This window comes from Streptomyces paromomycinus, assembly GCF_003865155.1.
Taxonomy (GTDB): Bacteria; Actinomycetota; Actinomycetes; order Streptomycetales; family Streptomycetaceae; genus Streptomyces; species Streptomyces chrestomyceticus.
This window is the reverse complement of the sequence record NZ_BHZD01000001.1, coordinates 3,775,242-3,792,601: the sequence shown is the minus strand read 5'-3', so window position 1 is coordinate 3,792,601 and position 17,360 is coordinate 3,775,242. Positions and strand designations below refer to the sequence as shown.

Annotated in this window: 17 protein-coding genes; 6 read left to right on the top strand and 11 right to left on the bottom strand. The window is 72.9% G+C overall.

What is annotated here, in order from left to right:
- Positions 1-154: 154 nt before the first annotated feature.
- From OEIGOIKO_RS15515 to OEIGOIKO_RS15505, 3 genes are all read right to left on the bottom strand, one after another.
- Positions 155-1,828, bottom strand: a complete 1,674-nt coding sequence (locus OEIGOIKO_RS15515) for a phospho-sugar mutase (RefSeq protein WP_125054558.1) — start codon at positions 1,826-1,828, stop codon at positions 155-157.
- A gap of 189 nt (positions 1,829-2,017) precedes the next feature.
- On the bottom strand, positions 2,018-2,839 hold the full coding sequence (locus OEIGOIKO_RS15510; RefSeq protein WP_125054557.1) for a purine-nucleoside phosphorylase: 822 nt from the start codon (positions 2,837-2,839) through the stop codon (positions 2,018-2,020).
- 114 nt (positions 2,840-2,953) lie between these two features.
- Positions 2,954-3,391 (bottom strand): gamma-glutamylcyclotransferase, encoded by a 438-nt coding sequence (locus tag OEIGOIKO_RS15505; protein ID WP_030017478.1) that lies wholly within the window; start codon positions 3,389-3,391, stop codon positions 2,954-2,956.
- Positions 3,392-3,487: 96 nt separating this feature from the next.
- On the opposite strand from OEIGOIKO_RS15505, the gene OEIGOIKO_RS15500 reads away from it, so the two are divergent.
- Positions 3,488-4,933, top strand: coding sequence for an NAD(P)H-quinone dehydrogenase (locus OEIGOIKO_RS15500; protein ID WP_125054556.1), 1,446 nt, complete (start codon positions 3,488-3,490; stop codon positions 4,931-4,933).
- Positions 4,934-5,206: 273 nt separating this feature from the next.
- Positions 5,207-6,187 (top strand): DeoR/GlpR family DNA-binding transcription regulator, encoded by a 981-nt coding sequence (locus OEIGOIKO_RS15495; protein ID WP_078623926.1) that lies wholly within the window; start codon positions 5,207-5,209, stop codon positions 6,185-6,187.
- A 115-nt stretch (positions 6,188-6,302) separates the two neighbouring features.
- Here the strand turns inward: OEIGOIKO_RS15495 and OEIGOIKO_RS15490 are convergent, their stop codons facing one another.
- Positions 6,303-6,857: a TetR/AcrR family transcriptional regulator gene (locus tag OEIGOIKO_RS15490; RefSeq protein WP_174857163.1), complete on the bottom strand. Its 555-nt coding sequence runs from the start codon at positions 6,855-6,857 to the stop codon at positions 6,303-6,305.
- Positions 6,858-7,193: 336 nt separating this feature from the next.
- Here OEIGOIKO_RS15490 and OEIGOIKO_RS15485 point away from each other — a divergent pair, with 336 nt between their 5' ends.
- On the top strand, positions 7,194-8,375 hold the full coding sequence (locus OEIGOIKO_RS15485) for an alpha/beta hydrolase (protein WP_125054554.1): 1,182 nt from the start codon (positions 7,194-7,196) through the stop codon (positions 8,373-8,375).
- Here the strand turns inward: OEIGOIKO_RS15485 and OEIGOIKO_RS15480 are convergent.
- A complete protein-coding gene (locus OEIGOIKO_RS15480; RefSeq protein WP_125054553.1) occupies positions 8,362-8,742 on the bottom strand; it encodes a hypothetical protein in 381 nt (126 codons plus the stop codon). The genes OEIGOIKO_RS15485 and OEIGOIKO_RS15480 overlap by 14 nt on opposite strands.
- 97 nt (positions 8,743-8,839) lie before the next feature.
- Complete coding sequence (locus tag OEIGOIKO_RS15475; RefSeq protein ID WP_125054552.1) at positions 8,840-10,609, bottom strand: acetyl/propionyl/methylcrotonyl-CoA carboxylase subunit alpha; 1,770 nt, start codon at positions 10,607-10,609, stop codon at positions 8,840-8,842.
- 466 nt (positions 10,610-11,075) lie between these two features.
- Between OEIGOIKO_RS15475 and OEIGOIKO_RS15470 the strand changes: the two genes are divergently transcribed.
- Entirely contained in the window at positions 11,076-11,588 is a 513-nt protein-coding gene (locus OEIGOIKO_RS15470) for a hypothetical protein (RefSeq protein WP_246177354.1), read from the top strand.
- 41 nt (positions 11,589-11,629) lie between these two features.
- Here OEIGOIKO_RS15470 and OEIGOIKO_RS15465 read toward each other — a convergent pair whose 3' ends face one another.
- On the bottom strand, positions 11,630-12,358 hold the full coding sequence (locus OEIGOIKO_RS15465; protein ID WP_125054551.1) for an IclR family transcriptional regulator: 729 nt from the start codon (positions 12,356-12,358) through the stop codon (positions 11,630-11,632).
- 239 nt (positions 12,359-12,597) lie between these two features.
- Between OEIGOIKO_RS15465 and OEIGOIKO_RS15460 the strand changes: the two genes are divergently transcribed.
- Both OEIGOIKO_RS15460 and OEIGOIKO_RS15455 read left to right on the top strand, forming a co-directional pair.
- The gene (locus tag OEIGOIKO_RS15460) at positions 12,598-13,515 is read left to right on the top strand and encodes a helix-turn-helix domain-containing protein (RefSeq protein WP_246177353.1); all 918 of its coding nucleotides are present in this window, start codon (positions 12,598-12,600) and stop codon (positions 13,513-13,515) included.
- A 235-nt stretch (positions 13,516-13,750) separates the two neighbouring features.
- Positions 13,751-13,960 (top strand): DUF2180 family protein, encoded by a 210-nt coding sequence (locus tag OEIGOIKO_RS15455; protein WP_125054550.1) that lies wholly within the window; start codon positions 13,751-13,753, stop codon positions 13,958-13,960.
- Between the two features lie 49 nt (positions 13,961-14,009).
- Here OEIGOIKO_RS15455 and OEIGOIKO_RS15450 read toward each other — a convergent pair whose 3' ends face one another.
- The 4 genes from OEIGOIKO_RS15450 to OEIGOIKO_RS15435 form a co-directional block, all read right to left on the bottom strand.
- Complete coding sequence (locus OEIGOIKO_RS15450) at positions 14,010-14,297, bottom strand: antibiotic biosynthesis monooxygenase (protein WP_125054549.1); 288 nt, start codon at positions 14,295-14,297, stop codon at positions 14,010-14,012.
- Positions 14,298-14,308: 11 nt separating this feature from the next.
- The gene (locus OEIGOIKO_RS15445) at positions 14,309-14,998 is read right to left on the bottom strand and encodes a TetR/AcrR family transcriptional regulator (RefSeq protein WP_125054548.1); all 690 of its coding nucleotides are present in this window, start codon (positions 14,996-14,998) and stop codon (positions 14,309-14,311) included.
- A gap of 54 nt (positions 14,999-15,052) precedes the next feature.
- Positions 15,053-15,673 carry a nucleoside triphosphate pyrophosphatase gene (locus OEIGOIKO_RS15440; protein ID WP_125054547.1) on the bottom strand — a complete coding sequence of 207 codons (621 nt, stop codon included), beginning with the start codon at positions 15,671-15,673 and terminating at the stop codon, positions 15,053-15,055.
- Positions 15,674-15,739: 66 nt separating this feature from the next.
- Positions 15,740-17,209 (bottom strand): peptidoglycan D,D-transpeptidase FtsI family protein, encoded by a 1,470-nt coding sequence (locus tag OEIGOIKO_RS15435; RefSeq protein WP_125054546.1) that lies wholly within the window; start codon positions 17,207-17,209, stop codon positions 15,740-15,742.
- Between the last annotated feature and the right edge of the window lie 151 nt (positions 17,210-17,360).

Here is a 17,360-nt window from a genome sequence, read left to right as displayed (position 1 = left end):
CCGCCGGACGGGCGCGCTGCGGCAGGTGCCGTACGGCTGCCACCCGTACGGGGGAAACGGAGCGGGCCCCGGAACGCCGCGGTCCCGGGGCCCGTCCTCGATGACAGCCGTGTGCGCGATCAAGCGCGATCAAGCGCGATCAGGCGCGATCAGCTCAGATGCCGGCCGCCGCCGACAGGTCCGCCTTGATCGCGCCGAGCACCGCGTCGGCCTTGGCGCGCGCCGCCCCCAGCCCCTGGGCGTCGGCGACCGGCACCACGACCTCCAGGTAGCACTTCAGCTTGGGCTCGGTACCGCTGGGCCGGACCACCACCCGGCCGGCTTCCACACCGTCCTGCTCCGACTCCGCGAGGTAGTAGCGCAGCCCGTCGGTGGGCGGCAGCGTGTCCGTCCCCTGGGAGAGGTCGTCGGAGGACGACACGGGCAGGCCCGCCAGCGCGGCCGGCGGCTGTTCGCGCAGCCGCCGCATGGCGTCGGCGATCAGCGACAGATCTTCCACCCGGACCGACAGCTGGTCGGTGGCGTGCAGGCCGAACTCCAGCGCCAGGTCGTCCAGCAGGTCCGTCAGCGTGCGGCCGGACTGCTTCAGTTCGGCCGCCAGCTCGGTGATCAGCAGGGCGGCGGTGATGCCGTCCTTGTCCCGTACGCCCTCGGGGTCGACGCAGTAGCCCAGCGCCTCCTCGTACGCGTACCGCAGACCGTCCACCCGGGCCAGCCACTTGAAGCCGGTCAGCGTCTCCTCGTACGGCAGCGAGGCCGCGGCGGCGATCCGCGACATCAGCGAGGACGACACGATCGTGGTCGCGAAGGTGCCGGACGCCTGCTTGCTCACCAGGTGCGCGGCCAGCAGCGCGCCCACCTCATCCCCGCGCAGCATCCGCCAGCCGGCCTCGGTACCGGGGGCCGGCACGGCGACGGCGCAGCGGTCCGCGTCCGGGTCGTTGGCGACGACGATGTCCGGGCCGACGGAGCGCGCGGTCGCGAAGGACAGGTCCATCGCGCCCGGCTCCTCCGGGTTGGGGAAGGCCACGGTCGGGAAGTCCGGGTCCGGCTCGGCCTGCTCGGCGACCACGGTCGGCGCCGGGAAACCGGCCCGCGCGAAGGCGGATACCAGCACGTCCCGGCCGACGCCGTGCATCGGCGTGTAGACCACGTGGGTGTCGCGCGGCGAGCCCGGCGTGAGCACCGCGTCCGTACGCTCCAGGTACGCCTGGAGGACGTCCTCGCCCAGCACCTCCCAGCCTTCCTCCGGCCGCGGCACGTCGTTCAGCGAGGCCACCGCCGCGATCCGCTCCGCGATCAGCCCGTCGGCGGGCGGCACGATCTGCGAGCCGTCGCCCAGGTACACCTTGTAACCGTTGTCGCGCGGCGGGTTGTGGCTGGCGGTGACCTCGACGCCCGCGACGGCACCCAGGTGCCGTATGGCGAAGGCCAGCACGGGGGTGGGCAGCGGACGCGGCAGCACCGCGGCGCGCAGTCCGGCACCCACCATCACGGCCGCGGTGTCCCGCGCGAAGTCCGCGCTCTTGTAGCGGGCGTCGTACCCGACGACGACCAGGCCCCCGGCCTGGCCCTGGTCCTTGAGGTAGGCGGCCAGCCCGGCCGCCGCGCGGATGACGACGGCGCGGTTCATCCGCATCGGGCCCGCGCCCAGCTCACCGCGGAGCCCGGCGGTGCCGAACTGCAAGGTGCCCGCGAACCGGGCCGCCAGCTCGTCCAGGTCCTCGGCGTCGATCAGCTTGCCCAGCTCTTCGCGGGTTTCGAGGTCGGGGTCCTCGGCCAGCCATGCCTTCGCCCGGCTGATCAGCTCCGCGGGATCGGTTGCCACGTGATGCTCCTGCCTCTGGTTGCGGTGGTGGGGGAAGCGCTCGGCGCGTTAACGCTTACCCACTCCGCGCGATTGTTCGACCGGCGGGCGCGCGGACACCGGCCGCGCGCGCCGCGTACGACGTACGGGGCGTTCCGAGAACGCCCCGTACTCCTGCTGCACTGCTGCTACTGCTCTGCCGCGCGCGGCTCAGAGCTTGCCGAGCACCTGCGCGAGCAGGCTGCCCATGCGGGTCGCGGAGTCGCGCCCGGCCTGGAGCACCTCTTCGTGGTTGAGCGGCTCGCCGGTCATGCCCGCGGCGAGGTTCGTCACCAGCGACAGCCCGAGCACCTCGGCGCCGGACTCGCGGGCGGCGATGGCCTCCAGGACGGTGGACATGCCGACCAGGTCCGCGCCCAGGGTGCGGAGCATCTTGATCTCGGCCGGGGTCTCGTAGTGCGGGCCGGGGAGCTGGGCGTACACGCCCTCCTCCAGCGTCGCGTCGACCTCCTTGCACAGCGCGCGCAGCCGCTGCGAGTACAGGTCCGTCAGGTCGACGAAGCGCGCGCCGACGATCGGGGAGGTGGCGGTCATGTTCAGGTGGTCGCTGATGAGGACCGGCTGGCCGGGGCGCATGCCGTCGCGCAGACCGCCGCACCCGTTGGTGAGCACCACGGTCTTGCAGCCGGCGGCGACGGCGGTCCGCACACCGTGCACGACGGGGGCCACACCGCGGCCCTCGTAGTAGTGCGTACGGCCCAGGAAGACCAGGGCCCGCTTCTCGCCGATCTTGTACGAGCGGAACTTGCCGCCGTGGCCCTCGACGGCCGGCGCCGGGAAGCCGGGCAGCTCGGTGACCGGGAATTCGTGCTCGGGCGCGCCCAGGGCCTCGGCGGCCGGAGCCCAGCCGGAGCCCATCACCAGGGCGACGTCGTGGGTCTCGGCGCCGGTGAGCTCGCGCAGGCGGGCGGCGGCGTCGGCGGCGGCGCCCTGCGGGTCGCGCGCGATGTCCGGGGTAACAGATGCGTTCACGCGGACGAGGGTAGCCGGTAAATGCCTACGCGCGTAGATGTCCCGGCCGACGGCATCCGGGGGATCTGTTCGTAGCTCTCTACGAAGGGCCGCGCACGGCGGCCGGGCGCCCCTTCAGCAGGGACGCTTCCGCAGCTCCATCACATAGTCGTGCGGCGCCCCGGCCGACTCCGCCGCATCCGCGATCTCGCCCAGGTAGCGCGCGGCGGGCAGCCCGCCCTCGTACCCGTTGAGGACGTACAGCCACGCGGCCTCGTCACCGTCGAGGGTGTGCACCCGCACCCGCATCCGGCGGTAGATGTCCATGCCCACGCCCTCCCAGCGGTCCATGGACTCCTCGTCCATCGGGGCGATGTCGTAGAGGGCGACGAAGACCTGCGAGCGGGGGGCCTCGACGATCGTCGGGAGCGCTCCCTCCCAGCCCATCTGTTCCCCGCCGAACGTGAGCCGCCAGCCGTTGAGCCAGCCGGTGCCGCGCAGCGGCGAGTGCGGAGCGCGGCGGGTCATCAGCCGCGCGTCGAGGTTGCCGGCGTACGCGGCGTAGAGCGACATGGTTCCGAGGGTACGGGAGGTCAGGGGGTGCGCTCGTGGTACGTGAGGTTCGAACGGCGGCCCCCGGGGGGTAACCCGGCGCGGGCGTACGGGACAATGGAGGACGTGACTCGGATCGTGATCATCGGTGGCGGACCCGGCGGATACGAGGCGGCCCTGGTGGGCGCCTCTCTCGGCGCGGAGGTGACCGTCGTCGACTGCGACGGCCTGGGCGGGGCGTCGGTGCTGACCGACTGCGTCCCGTCCAAGACCCTCATCGCCACGGCCGAGGTGATGACCACCTTCGACTCGTCCTACGACGAGCTGGGCATCATCGTCGCGGACGACACGCCCCCGATCGACCGTCCCGCGCGCGTCGTCGGGGTGGACCTCGGCAAGGTCAACCGCCGGGTGAAGCGCCTCGCGCTCGCCCAGTCGCACGACATCACCGCCTCCGTCACCCGCGCGGGCGGCCGGGTGATGCGCGGCCGCGGCCGCCTGGAGCCGGGGCAGTCGCCGGACGGTTCCCGCACGGTCACGGTCACCGCCGCGGACGGTACGGAGGAGACGCTGACCGCCGACGCGGTCCTGGTCTCGACCGGCGCGCACCCGCGCGAGATCCCGGACGCCCAGCCCGACGGCGAGCGCATCCTGAACTGGACGCAGGTCTACGACCTGGACGAGCTGCCGGAAGAGCTGATCGTGGTCGGCTCCGGCGTCACGGGCGCCGAGTTCGCGGGTGCCTACCAGGCGCTCGGCTCCCGCGTCACCCTCGTCTCGTCCCGCGACCGGGTGCTCCCGGGAGAGGACCCGGACGCCGCCGCCGTCCTGGAGGACGTCTTCCGCCGCCGCGGCATGAACGTGATGGCGCGCTCGCGGGCCGCTTCCGCCAAGAGGGTGGGCGACCGTGTGGAGGTCACCCTGTCGGACGGTCGTACGATCACCGGCTCGCACTGCCTGATGGCGGTGGGCTCCATCCCGAACACCGCGGGCATCGGGCTCGAAGAGGCCGGGGTACGGCTGAAGGACTCCGGCCACATCTGGACGGACAAGGTCTCGCGCACCTCGGCCCCCGGCGTCTACGCGGCGGGCGACTGCACCGGCGTGTTCGCGCTGGCCTCGGTCGCCGCGATGCAGGGCCGGATCGCGATGTACCACTTCCTGGGTGACGCGGTGACGCCGCTCAACCTCAAGACCGTCTCCGCGAACGTCTTCACCGACCCGGAGATCGCCACCGTCGGCTACAGCCAGGCGGACGTGGACGCGGGCCGGATAGACGCCCGGGTCGTCAAGCTGCCGCTGCTGCGCAACCCGCGCGCGAAGATGCAGGGCATCCGGGACGGTTTCGTCAAGCTGTTCTGCCGCCCCGGCACGGGCATCGTGGTGGGCGGTGTGGTCGTCTCGCCGCGCGCCAGCGAGCTGATCCACCCGATCTCGATCGCGGTGGACAACAACCTCACGGTGGAGCAGATCGCCAGCGCGTTCACCGTCTACCCGTCGCTGTCCGGCTCGATCGCCGAGGTGGCGCGGCAGCTGCACACGCGCAAGATGTCCAGCGAATAGACCGCGGCCAGCCGGATGAACGGACCGCCCGGCACGCGGTGCGGCACCCCGTGGGGCGGGGTGCGCCCGCCCGCGCGCCGGGCCGCTCCCCGTACCGCTTCCGGTGCCGTCCTGCCGCGGAAGGCAGGCGGCGGGGGCCGGTTCGTGGCAGTCTGGTGTCGCTGAGTGACCGGCCAGCGGCATATACCACGTGCGAGGGTCGGGAACGAACAACTTCCGTTAATTGGTGCAACCTGCTGAAAGCAGACGGTCGTTGGCGTTACTGTCAGTTTCGTGTTCGCTGCAGAACGTCGCCAACTGATCCTCGAAATGGTGCGCGCGAACGGAGCGGTGTCGCTCCGTGAGCTCGCCCGCGTCGTCCAGACCTCCGAAGTAACCGTACGGCGGGACGTGCGGGCGCTGGAGGCAGAAGGACTGCTCGACCGCCGGCACGGCGGTGCGGTCTTGCCGGGCGGTTTCGCCCGGGAGTCCGGCTTCCCACAGAAATCCCATCTAGCGACCGCGGAGAAGACGGCCATCGCCGATCTCGCCGCCGGCTTCGTCGAAGAAGGCGAGGCCATCGTGGTCGGCGCCGGGACCACCACGCAGGAGCTGGCCCGCCGGCTCGCGCGGGTGCCCGGTCTGACCGTGGTCACCAACTCCCTCCTGGTCGCCCAGGCGTTGGCCCACGCCAACCGTGTCGAGGTCGTGATGACCGGCGGCACCCTGCGCGGGTCGAACTACGCACTGGTCGGCAGCGGGGCCGAACAGTCGCTCCAGGGGCTGCGGGTCTCCCGCGCCTTCCTCTCCGGCAGCGGCCTGACCGCCGAGCGCGGCCTGTCCACGTCCAACATGCTCTCCGCGAGCGTGGACCGGGCGCTGGTGCAGGCGGCGGCGGAGGTCGTGGTCCTCGCCGACCACACCAAGCTCGGTACGGACACCATGTTCCAGACGGTGCCCACCGACGTGATCACCCGGCTGGTGACCGACGAGCCGCCGGGCCACGACGACCGGGCCGCGACCGAACTGCAGGCCCTGGCCGACCAAGGGGTGCAGATCGCGGTGGCCGGCGGCCCCGGGGCCGGCGCCGCCCAGCAGGCACCGGAGGTGGTGGCGGCCGACCGCCGCGGCCCACGCCGGGACGTGCCGCTGCCCGGCCAGCGGCGCAATCTGGCACCGGGCGGCGGCGGTTCCGGGCCCCAGCTGCGTACGGCGGCTCCGCTCGCGGAGCCGCCGGGCGGCCGGGTCGCCGACCTGGCGCCGCGCCGTCGCTGAGCGGGTGCCGGCGTGCGTACGGCCGCGCCGGCACCGCACGGTCAACGGCCGGACGGACGGTGCCACGCGGCACCGCACGGTGAACGGCCGGGCGGACGGCAGCACCCGGCCCCGTTCACCCCTGCTCGGCGCGCAGCCCGGTCAGCGTCAGGGTGAGCAGCCGGTCGGCCAGCCGGGGGTCGTCCGGTGACTCCTCAGCGGCCAGGGCGATGCCGTTGGTCAGCTGCATCAGATCGCCGATGCTCACATCGGACCGTACGGCACCGGCCTGCTGCGCGCGGCTGAGCAGTTCGCCGCCCGCCTCGCGCATCGGGACGCTGCACCGGGACAGCCCCGAACTGGCGTCGCCGGGCGCGGCCATCAGCGCCCGTGACAGCCCGCGGTAGGTGCTGGCATGCGTGATGATCGCCCGCAGCCACTCCACGAGCGCCGCACACGGCTGCGGCGCGTCGCTCAGCTCCCGGGCGTGCGCCAGCAGCGCGTCCACCTCGCCCTGGAACACGGCGCCCATCAGGGCCGTCCGGTTGGGGAAGTGCCGGTAGAGCGTGCCGATCCCCACGCCCGCACGCCGTGCGATGTCCTCCAGCGAGGTGTCGGTCCCGTGGTCCGTGAAGGCCGTGCGGGCCACCGCCAGCAGCCGCTCGTAGTTGCGGCGCGCGTCGGCACGCATGGGTCGTACGGATTCCTGCCCTGCCGTCTCGGTCACCATCGCCGTCCTCGCCGTCCTCCCTGAGCGCGGCCCTCCAGCGGACCGGTGCCCCCAGGATGCCACTGCCCCCGGCCCGCCAGCCTTCGGACCGGGACGGCGCCCCGCGCCGGCCGGGCGCCGCCCGGCGCGCGGGGTGGACGGCAGGCGGCCCGCGGATGACCGGGAGGGAAGGCGGCGCGGACGCCTCGGCGAACAAGTGGCCAAGGCGGCAACGGAGCACGTCCGGGGGACATCAAACCTGGCGCAATGGGGTCTGCAGAGGCCGTCCGAACGCGTGCGGGAACACCTGGGGAAGCAATGGAACTGACCAGCCGATCGCTGCTGTACACCATGATCGCGGTCGCCGTGGTGTGCGTGGGACTCACGCTCTGGCAGTGGCCGCGTTTCGCCAGGCGCGGCCCGCTGGCCTGGCTGGGCCGGATAGGTTCCATCCTCGCCACCCAGCTGTCCGTCGTCGCCGCGCTCGGCCTCGTGGTGAACGCCAACTTCCAGTTCTACGGTTCCTGGCACGAACTGCTCGGCCTGTACGACGACGCCCCCGGCGCGGTCGCCAAGTGGGGCGACGGGGGCGCGGGCCCGGTCGGCGACCCGTCGAAGGGGCTGGTGCAGCCCGCGGGGACCGAGGACCTGGACAAGGTGCACGGCCTGCCCAAGGGGCCGCCCGACAAGGCCGGCCGGGTGGAGTCCGTACGGATCGTCGGCAAGCGCACCAAGGCCGTCGACCCCGCGTTCGTCTACCTGCCGCCGCAGTACTTCCAGAAGCAGTACGAGCGCCAGCGCTTCCCCGTCATCGTCGCCATCAGCGGCTACCCCGGCGGCCACTTCCTGCTGGGCCAGCACCTGCGGGTGCCGCAGACCGCCGGCGGCCTGATCGGCAAGGGGAAGATGCAGCCCACCGTCATCGTCATGCTGCGGCCCACCATCGCGCCGCCCCGCGACACCCAGTGCGTGGACGTGCCGGACGGCCCGCAGGCGGAGACGTTCTTCGCGAGCGACCTGCCCACCGCGCTGAAGGAGCACTACCGGGTCGGCCACGCCGCCAGCGGCTGGGGGCTGCTCGGCTACTCGTCCGGCGGCAGCTGCGCCCTCCAGCTGACCATGCGGCACCCCCGTACGTACACCTCGGCGGCGGCCCTCTCGCCCGACTACAAGGTCACCAGCGACCCCACCACCGGCAACCTCTTCGGAGACGGCAAGGAGCGCGTCGCGCGCAAGCGGGAGCACGACCTGATGTGGCGGCTGGCGCACCTGCCCGCGCCGCAGGTCTCGGTGCTGATCGGCACCAGCCGGGAGGGGGAGAAGAACTACCCGGCGGCGAAGGAGTTCCTGAACGCGGTCAAGCCGCCGATGAAGGCCGAGTCGGTCATCCTCGACCAGGGCAGCCACAACTTCGCCACCTGGCGGCGCGAACTGCCCGCCGCGCTCCAGTGGATGAGCCGGCAGCTGACGTTCCCGGAGGACGTGGTCAACACCTCCTGACGCCGGGCCCGGGACGGTACGGACCCGCGCCCTGACACCGGTCGTCCGCCGCGCTCCAGCGGGCCAGCAGGTCCCGCAACGGGCCTGCCAGGGCGGGCGACGCGCGCAGCAGACGGCGCAGCCGGGCCCGCCAGCCGGCCTCCACGTCGGCGGCCGCGGCGGGGTCGCCCTCCAGGCGGGCGGTCAGGAATTCCTCGCGGGAGTCCTCCAGTTCGTCGGTGAGCGCCTCACGGTCGACCCCGCCGGGGCTGAACCGGGCGAGCAGGCCGGTCAGTTCGTCCCGGCAGCGGTGCCACCGGTCCGTCCGCGACCGGGCGAACAGCTGCTGGGCGGCGGTCGCCGCGAGGGCCGCGAGGTGCGCATCCATGCGTTCCATGAAAGGCGCGGGGGCCCGGGGCACTCAAGTGCCCCGGACCCCCGCGCTGGCGGACCGGACGGCCGTACCGACCGTCCCGTACCGGCCGTCAGTCCTTGATCTCGCAGATCACCGCGCCGGACGAGAGCGAGGCGCCGACCTCGGCGGTCAGGCCCTTGACGGTGCCGGAGCGGTGCGCGTTCAGCGGCTGCTCCATCTTCATCGCCTCCAGGACGACGACCAGGTCACCCTCGGCGACCTGCTGGCCCTCCTCCACGGCGACCTTGACGATGGTGCCCTGCATCGGCGAGGCGAGGGTGTCGCCGGAGGCGGCGGAGCCGGACTTCTTGGCGGCCTTGCGCTTGGGCTTGGCACCGCCGGCGACCGCGGCGCGGGCCAGCGGCATGCCCAGCGAGGACGGCAGCGAGACCTCCAGGCGCTTGCCGCCGACCTCGACGACGACCGTCTCGCGGGTGTCCGCCTCGGCCTCGTCGGTGCCGGGCGCGGCGAACGGCTTGATGTCGTTGACGAACTCCGTCTCGATCCACCGGGTGTGCACCCGGAACGGCTCGGTGGAGCCGGTCAGCTCCGGCGCGAACGCCGGGTCCTTGACGACCGTGCGGTGGAACGGGATGGCGGTGGCCATGCCCTCGACCGTGAACTCGCCCAGCGCGCGGGCGGCGCGCTGGAGCGCCTGCTCACGCGTGGCGCCGGTGACGATCAGCTTGGCCAGCAGCGAGTCCCAGGCCGGGCCGATGACCGAGCCGGACTCCACGCCCGCGTCCAGCCGCACGCCCGGACCGGCCGGCGCCTCGAACGTCGTCACCGTGCCGGGGGCCGGGAGGAAGTTGCGGCCCGGGTCCTCGCCGTTGATGCGGAACTCGAAGGAGTGGCCGCGCACCGCCGGGTCGTCGTAGCCCAGTTCCTCACCGTCGGCGATGCGGAACATCTCGCGGACCAGGTCCAGGCCGGTGACCTCTTCGGTGACCGGGTGCTCGACCTGGAGGCGGGTGTTGACCTCCAGGAAGGAGATCGTGCCGTCCTGGCCGACCAGGAACTCGCAGGTGCCCGCGCCCTCGTAGCCGGCCTCCTTGAGGATGGCCTTGGACGCGCGGTACAGCTCCGCGTTCTGCTCCTCGCTCAGGAACGGCGCGGGCGCCTCCTCGACGAGCTTCTGGTGGCGGCGCTGGAGCGAGCAGTCACGGGTGGAGACGACGACCACGTTGCCGTGCTTGTCGGCCAGGCACTGCGTCTCCACGTGCCGCGGACGGTCCAGGTAACGCTCGACGAAGCACTCGCCGCGCCCGAAGGCCGCCACGGCCTCACGGACGGCGGAGTCGTACAGCTCCGGCACCTCTTCGAGGGTGCGGGCGACCTTCAGGCCGCGTCCGCCGCCGCCGAAGGCCGCCTTGATGGCGATCGGCAGGCCGTGCTCCTCGGCGAAGGCCACGACCTCCTCGGCGCCCGAGACCGGGTCGGGGGTACCGGCCACCAGCGGCGCACCGGCACGCTGCGCGATGTGACGGGCCGCCACCTTGTCACCCAGGTCGCGGATGGCCTGCGGGGGCGGGCCGATCCAGGTCAGCCCGGCGTCCAGGACGGCCTGGGCGAACTCGGCGTTCTCCGACAGGAAGCCGTAGCCGGGGTGGATGGCGTCGGCACCCGAATCGGCGGCGGCGGCCAGGACCTTGGTGATGTCGAGGTAGCTGGTGGCCGGGGTGTCACCGCCCAGTGCGTAGGCCTCGTCCGCCGCGCGCACGTGCAGGGCGTCCCGGTCGGGGTCGGCGTAGACGGCCACACTCCCGATTCCGGCGTCCCGGCACGCCCGGGCAACGCGGACAGCGATTTCGCCTCGGTTGGCGATGAGCACCTTGCGCACGATCGGTTCCTCCTTGGCGCTTCGCCGCAACAAAATAGGACGTCGCGAGTTTAGGGACTGGCGACACCGCGTGCCGACCCGTTCCCGGTAGTGAGCTTGCCCACACGGAGCGTGTGCCCGGTGCGGATACGGGACCGCAGGCCCCCGGTATCCCAGGGTAGGCCCGTATTCCGGGGCCCGTGGGGTGATCAAGATGTGGGCAAGGTCTCGCCTCCCTTCCGTTCACCGGAACCCCGTTTCTTTGTGGAGTCCCTACGAATGGGCGAAAGAATCTTTGCCCGCCGCTGCGTCCGGGTCCGGTCCGTGCCGCCCCCCGGACGCGTCCGCTCGCGTCCCACGGCCGGCACCGCTCCTCCGGCCCGTTCCGTTTCCGTGCTCATACCCGGCTCCGGGCTCTTGCAGCGCGGGGGGTACTCAGGAGTAGCGTGCCCGGTGTTCTTTCGTACTCGCGGTAACAGCGCAACGCGTGACCGGGAAGTGGGTGGACGGGGTGGCGGCACGCAGGCCGGTGGCGTGGGCGGCGGCGGTGGTGCTGGTGCTGGAGGCGCTCGGCATCCTCTTCCTGAACTGGGTCCTGAGCATCGTCGTGGACAAGCAGCAGATGTCCATGGCGGGCGTCGACCCCGGCGTGATGTCCACCGGCGCCTGGGTACTCGGCGCCGTCTTCGCGCTCTACCTGGTGTCCTGCGCCGCCCTCCTGGCCCGCATCGGCCTGCGCGACCGCCCGCCCGGCACGCTCGGACGCATCGCCCTCATCACCTGCGCCGTGGTGCACGCCGTCCTGGGCGCCTTCGCGGTCGGCCTGGTCGGCTGGGCGGCGTTCGCGGTGCTGATGGCCGTCCTGGCGCTGCTGGTACTGACACTGACGGCGTACGGCGCGTCGTACGGCGCGTCGTCCGGCCTCCCGGACGGCGAGGACACCGGCCGCGGTGGCGGGCCCGGCACCCCGGCTGGCGCTCCGGCTCGCCCTGCGAGCTGACGGCCGACGCGCCCCACCGGATCAGGACCCGGCGCCGCCGTTCATCCCAGCGCCGCCACCTCCCGCCGCAGCGCCTCGGTCAGCGGGGCGCGCAGGCGGGCGAAGTCCTCCACCGGGAGCGCGGCCGACACGGCGGTCAGTGTGGTGGGGGTGCCGGGGCCGCCGGGGCGTAGCGGTACGGGTACGGCGACGCACGCCATCCCGGACGCGGCCTCCTCCCGCTCCACGGCGATGCCGTCCCGGCGGACCCGGCGCAGTTCCCGCTCCAGCCGCTCCGGGGCGGTGATGGTGCGCGCGGTGCGGGCTCGCATGCCCCCGGCGGCCAGGTACTGGCGCCGGGTGGCGGCGGGGAGGGCGGCCAGCAGGGCGCGGCCGTGCGCCGTGGCGTGTGCGGCGGTGTCCTGGCCGACCGAGAAGGCGGACTCCGGGCCGGCGGCGCCGTCCAGCACGGCGATCTCGCCGTCCCGGTAGGTGCTGAAGAAGACGTCGGCGCCGGAGGAGCGGCGCAGGCGCAGCAGCACCTCGTGCACCCGTTCGTCGACCCGCAACTGCCGCTGGAAAGCCTGGTGCAGGGCCGGGACGCGGTATCCGAGGGTGTACCCGGCGGCCGTACGGGCCAGGTGGCCGCGCTCGGTCAGCGAGCCGAGCAGGTCGTAGACCGTGGAGAGGCCGCAGTCCAGCTGCCGGGCCAGGGCCTTCGCCGTCACCGGGCCGTCCGCCGCGGCGACCGCGTCGAGCAGGTCCAGGGCACGGTCGACGGACTGCGGCATGGCGGTCTCCCTCCGGGACGGGGTGCGGTACGGGCGCGGGGCGCGGCGTGTGCGGGGTGCGGCGGTACGCGGGCGGACGGCGCGTGCGTACGGCCTTCCAGCCTCGCACAGCTTTGCCGGGGGTACGGAAGTACGCTGGGCGGTTCCGCTTCCTCCGCGGCCGGAAAGCGATTGCGTGAGAATGAGGAATGCGGAAAGCGCAGCGGCGGAGCGAGCGGGAAAGCGGCGAAGAAGCAGGGATGCAGGAAAGTACGGGTTCCGCGGCGAAGCGTGCGCGGCCCGCGGTATCGAAGGTGGCGACGATGGACCGGCGGGCCGAACTACGGGAATTCCTCCGATCGCGGCGGGCCCGGGTACGCCCCGAGGACGCGGGCCTGCGGCCGGGCACCGGCTTCAGCGGCCGCCGCCGGGTGCCGGGGCTGCGCCGCGAGGAACTCGCCCAGCTCTCCGGGGTCAGCGTCGACTACTACGTACGCCTGGAGCAGGGCCGCGGCGGCCACGCCTCGGCCGAGGTGCTGGACGCCATCGCGCACGTCCTGCGGCTCGACGCACACGAGCGGGCGCACCTGTACGCGCTGGTGCGCGGCGATGAGGGCCGCCACGACGACGCCCGCCAGCCGGCCGCCGGGCAGGGCCAGGAGGTGCGGCCCGGCGTGCTGCGGCTGCTGCGGACGTTCGAGCACTCGCCCGCCTACGTGGTCGGCCGCCGCCAGGAGGTGCTGGCCTGGAACGAGCTGGCGCGCATCCTGATCGCCGACTTCCCGGCCCTGCCGCCCGGGGAGCGCAACCTCGCCCGCCTCACGTTCCTCGACCGGTCCGCGCGCCGCCGGTACGTCCACTGGCAGCAGAAGGCCGACGACACGGTGGCGTTCCTGCGGCTGGACACCGGACGGCACCCGGACGACCCGAAGCTGGCCGCGCTGATCGCCGAACTCACCGAGCACAGCGAGGACTTCCGCCGCCTGTGGTCCGACCACAACGTCCGCGACAAGACGTACGGCAGCAAGCCGCTGCACCATCCGCGCGCGGGCGCCCTGGACCTGTCCTTCGAGACGCTGCGGCTGCCGGACGAGCCGGACCAGGCCGTGGTGGTGTACCTGGCCGAGCCGGATTCGGCGGCCGACCGGGAGCTGCGCCGGCTGGTGGGGGAGGGCTGAGCGGGCGGGCCAGGAGGGCCGAGTGGGTCGGGCCGGCCGGATTGCCGGGTGGCAGTGGCATTACCAGGAATGCGGTTCCCGGGAGAAAAGGGGCCTGGGCGCCCGCCGAATTCCGCGGCACCGTGACGGTGGTCACCGCGCGTGAATTCCCGGAATGCGCGAGGGCCGGATGCCGTTCAGTCAGAACGGTCGCCCTTCCGGCGATCACGGAACCAAGCTCACCAGGAGTTGTTGAATGCAGTGCTTCGACTGTGCGGAACTCGGCCGCGAGACCGCCGCGCTGGCCGTCTGCGCGGACTGCGGCGCGGCGGCGTGCGCCGCGCACGCCGCCGCCGTTGCGCGGACGGTCCACCGTACGGCGGGCCTGGGCCGCAGCACGGCCCACTCGGCGGGCCGCCGCCTGCTGTGCACGCACTGCCGGCACGCCGCGACAGCGGCGGCCTGACGCCGGGCGGCCGCGGGCGGGAAGGGCCGGTGACCCGCCCGGCCGGCGCTCAGGGCGCCGCGAGCCGTACGATCTCGCGCGGCCGGGACTCCCGCTCGTCGTAGGCGAGGTCGAGTCCGGCCGCCGCCTGCACGGCGGCGAGGGACGCGGCCGACGCCTCCTCCGACTCCCACTCCACGATCGAGACCACCGCGTCGCCGTCCGCGGCCAGCCAGCAGTCCGCCGACAGGCACCCGGGCGTGCGCCGGAACTCCTCGGCGACGCGGCGTACGCGCGTGACGAACTCCGCGCGGTGCGCCGCGTGCGGGTAGTGGTGTGCCACCATGCCGACCTTCATGACGCTCTCCTTCACGTTGCCTGTGAGTACGGGGTGCGGGCCGTGCCCGCGGGGTCGCCGGGTGCGTACGGGAGCCCGAGCGCGCCGGCCGCGGCACCGGCGACCAGCGACTCGTCGTGCGGGGCCTGGCCGGACAGGGCGATCGACGTGCCCTCGACCGCGCCGACGAAGGCGAGCGCGAGGGTGCGGGGCGGCGGACCGTCCGGCAGCGCGCCCGCCGTGCGGGCGGCGGTGACCAGGCCGGTGCAGCGCTCGACGAGCCTGCGGTAGCCCTCCTCGATCGCGCGCCCCACGGGGTGGTCGTCCTGTCCGGCGAACTCCAGCCGCAGCGCCATCGCCACACGGGCGATGTCCCGGCGGCAGTACACGGCGTGCCCGCGCGCCAGGGTGAGCAGCGCCGCGAGCGGGTCCCGCTCCTGCTCGACGTGCCGGCCGACCTCCTGCCACCAGGTGTCCAGCACCCACTCGGTCACCGCCAGCGCCAGGTCCTGCTTGCCCGTGAACTGGTGGTAGAGCGCGCCGCGGGTGTATCCGGCGTCCTGGGCGACCTGTTCGAGGCGGAGGTTGCCGTAGCCGTAGCGGGACAGCCCCCGGGCGGCGGATTCCAGGAGCGCCGCGCGGGTGCGCGCCCGGCGGTCGGCCTGGGTGGTGCGGGGCGGCGACGTGCCGTCCGCCGCCCCCGCACTCTTACGTACATCCATGTATGTATGTTACGCGCGCCGGCGGCGCGGCAACAGTGGCCGTGGCCCGCGTCCTCACGCCCAGAGATCAGTGATCGCGACATCCAGATCGGCCAGCAGGCGCCGCAGCAGCGGCAGGGACAGGCCGATGACGTTGCCGGGGTCGCCGTCGATGCCGTCGATGAACGGCGCCGACCGGCCGTCCAGCGTGAAGGCGCCCGCCACGTACAGGGGTTCGCCGGAGGCCACGTACGCGGCGATCTCCGTGTCGCTCGGCTCGCCGAAGCGGACGGTGGTGGACGCGGTGGCCGACACCCGGCGGCCCCCCGCCGCCGTGTCGATCACGCAGTGGCCGGTCTGGAGGACCCCGGAACGGCCGCGCATCGACTTCCAGCGGGCGGTCGCGTCCTCCGCGTCGGCGGGCTTGCCGAGCGCCCGGCCGTCCAGCTCCAGCACCGAGTCGCAGCCGACGACGAGGGCGCCGGCGGTCTCAGGCCGCGCGGCCACCGCGGCGGCCTTCGCCTCGGCGAGCACCCGGGCCAGCTCGGCGGGGGAGTCCGCGGTGATCGCGTCCTCGTCCACGCCGCTGACGACGACCTCGGGTGCGAGCCCGGCCTGGCGCAGCAGGCCGAGGCGGGCGGGGGACTGGGAAGCGAGGACGAGACGGCGGGCGGCGGTGCCGGGCTGAACGGTCATGCCCGCCATCGTACGGAGCGGGGCGGGCACCGTCCGGCGCCCGCCCCGCTCCGTACCTGCCGCCGCTCACTTGTCGAGCACGGCCTCCATGACCTTCTTGGCGATCGGGCCGCCCAGCTTGCCACCGGCGATCTCCGAGCGCGGCATGTCCATGTCGGACGGGTCCACGAAGACCGCGACCGCGACCGGCGAGCCGTTGCCCTGCTTGGCGTACGAGACGAACCAGGCGTACGGGCGCTCGTCGCGGACGTCCGCGCCGTGCTGCGCGGTACCGGTCTTGGCGCCGACCTTGACGCCGTCGATCAGCGCCTTCTTCGCCGTGCCGTTCTCCGCGGTGTTCTCCATCATCTGCTGGACCTTCTTGGCGGTGTCCTCGGAGACGGCCTGGTTCAGCTCCTTGGGCTCGAACTTCTCGATCGTCGACAGGTCCGGACCGCGGGTCTCCTCGACCAGGTACGGCTGCATGACCTTGCCGTTGTTGGCGAGCCCGGCGACGACCATGGCCATCTGCAGCGGCGTGCTGGTCAGGCTGCCCTGGCCCATGCCGGTCAGCGCGGTCTGCGGCTTGTCCAGCTTCTCGGGGTAGCCGCTGGTGGCCGTACGGACCGGGGTGAAGAGCTTCTGGTTGAAGCCGAACTTCTCCGCCGTCTCGCGCATCTTGTCCTTGCCGAGCCGGTTCGCCGCCTCCAGGTAGGTGTTGTTGCAGGACCACTGCATGCCGACCTTGAGGGACGCGTTCGCGCACGGCGCGGAGGCGATGTCGTTGCCGACCTTGGTGGAGGTCTGGGGCAGCGTGTAGGGCACCGGGGCCTGCACCGGGGTGTCGATGTCCGGGACCACGCCGTGCTCCAGGGCCGCGGCCGCGGTGAGGATCTTGAACGTGGAGCCGGGCGGGTAGATCTCCAGCGACGCCCGGTTGTTCATCGGCTTGGTCTTGTCCTTGATGAGGGCGGTGTACCTGTCGCCCTCCTTGAAGGAGCTGCCCGCGAAGACGGAGGGGTCGTAGGACGGTGTGCTCGCCATGGCGAGGATCTTGCCGGTGGCCGGTTCGAGGGCGACCACCGCGCCCTTGGCCTTGAGGTCGGTCAGGCTCTTGTACGCGGTTCGCTGCGCCTTCTCGCTGATGGTCGTCAGCACGTCGCCGCCGCGCGGCTTCTCCCCGGTCAGGATGTCCTTGGCGCGCTTGAGGAAGAGCTTGTCGTCCTTGCCGCTGAGGATGTCCTTGTAGACGCCCTCCAGGAACGTGCTGCCCTGCGACTGCGAGGCGTAGCCGGTGATGGGCGCGTACATCGGGCCGTCCTTGTAGACCCGCTTGTACTTGAAGTCGCCGGTCGTCTCGACCGAGCCGGTGATCGGCTTGCCGTTGACGATGATGTTGCCGCGCGGGTAGGAGAACGCCTCGATCTTCACCCGGCGGTTGTTGTCGTCGTTCGCCAGCGAGTCCGCCTGGACGAACTGGACCCAGGTGACGCGCACCAGCAGCGCCAGCACCAGCACTCCGCAGAAGACGGCTATGTGTCTCAGCGGCCTGTTCATCGCTCTCCACTCCCCATGCCCGTACGGCGCGGTGCCGCGCGGGACCGGCCGTACGGGCGCCCGGATTGCGGCCTTCAGGGGTAAAGGATGTCCCAACTGGGGGTGGCGGTTGCAGGCGGGGTCTGTGAGCTGGTCCTCTTCGTCCGAATTC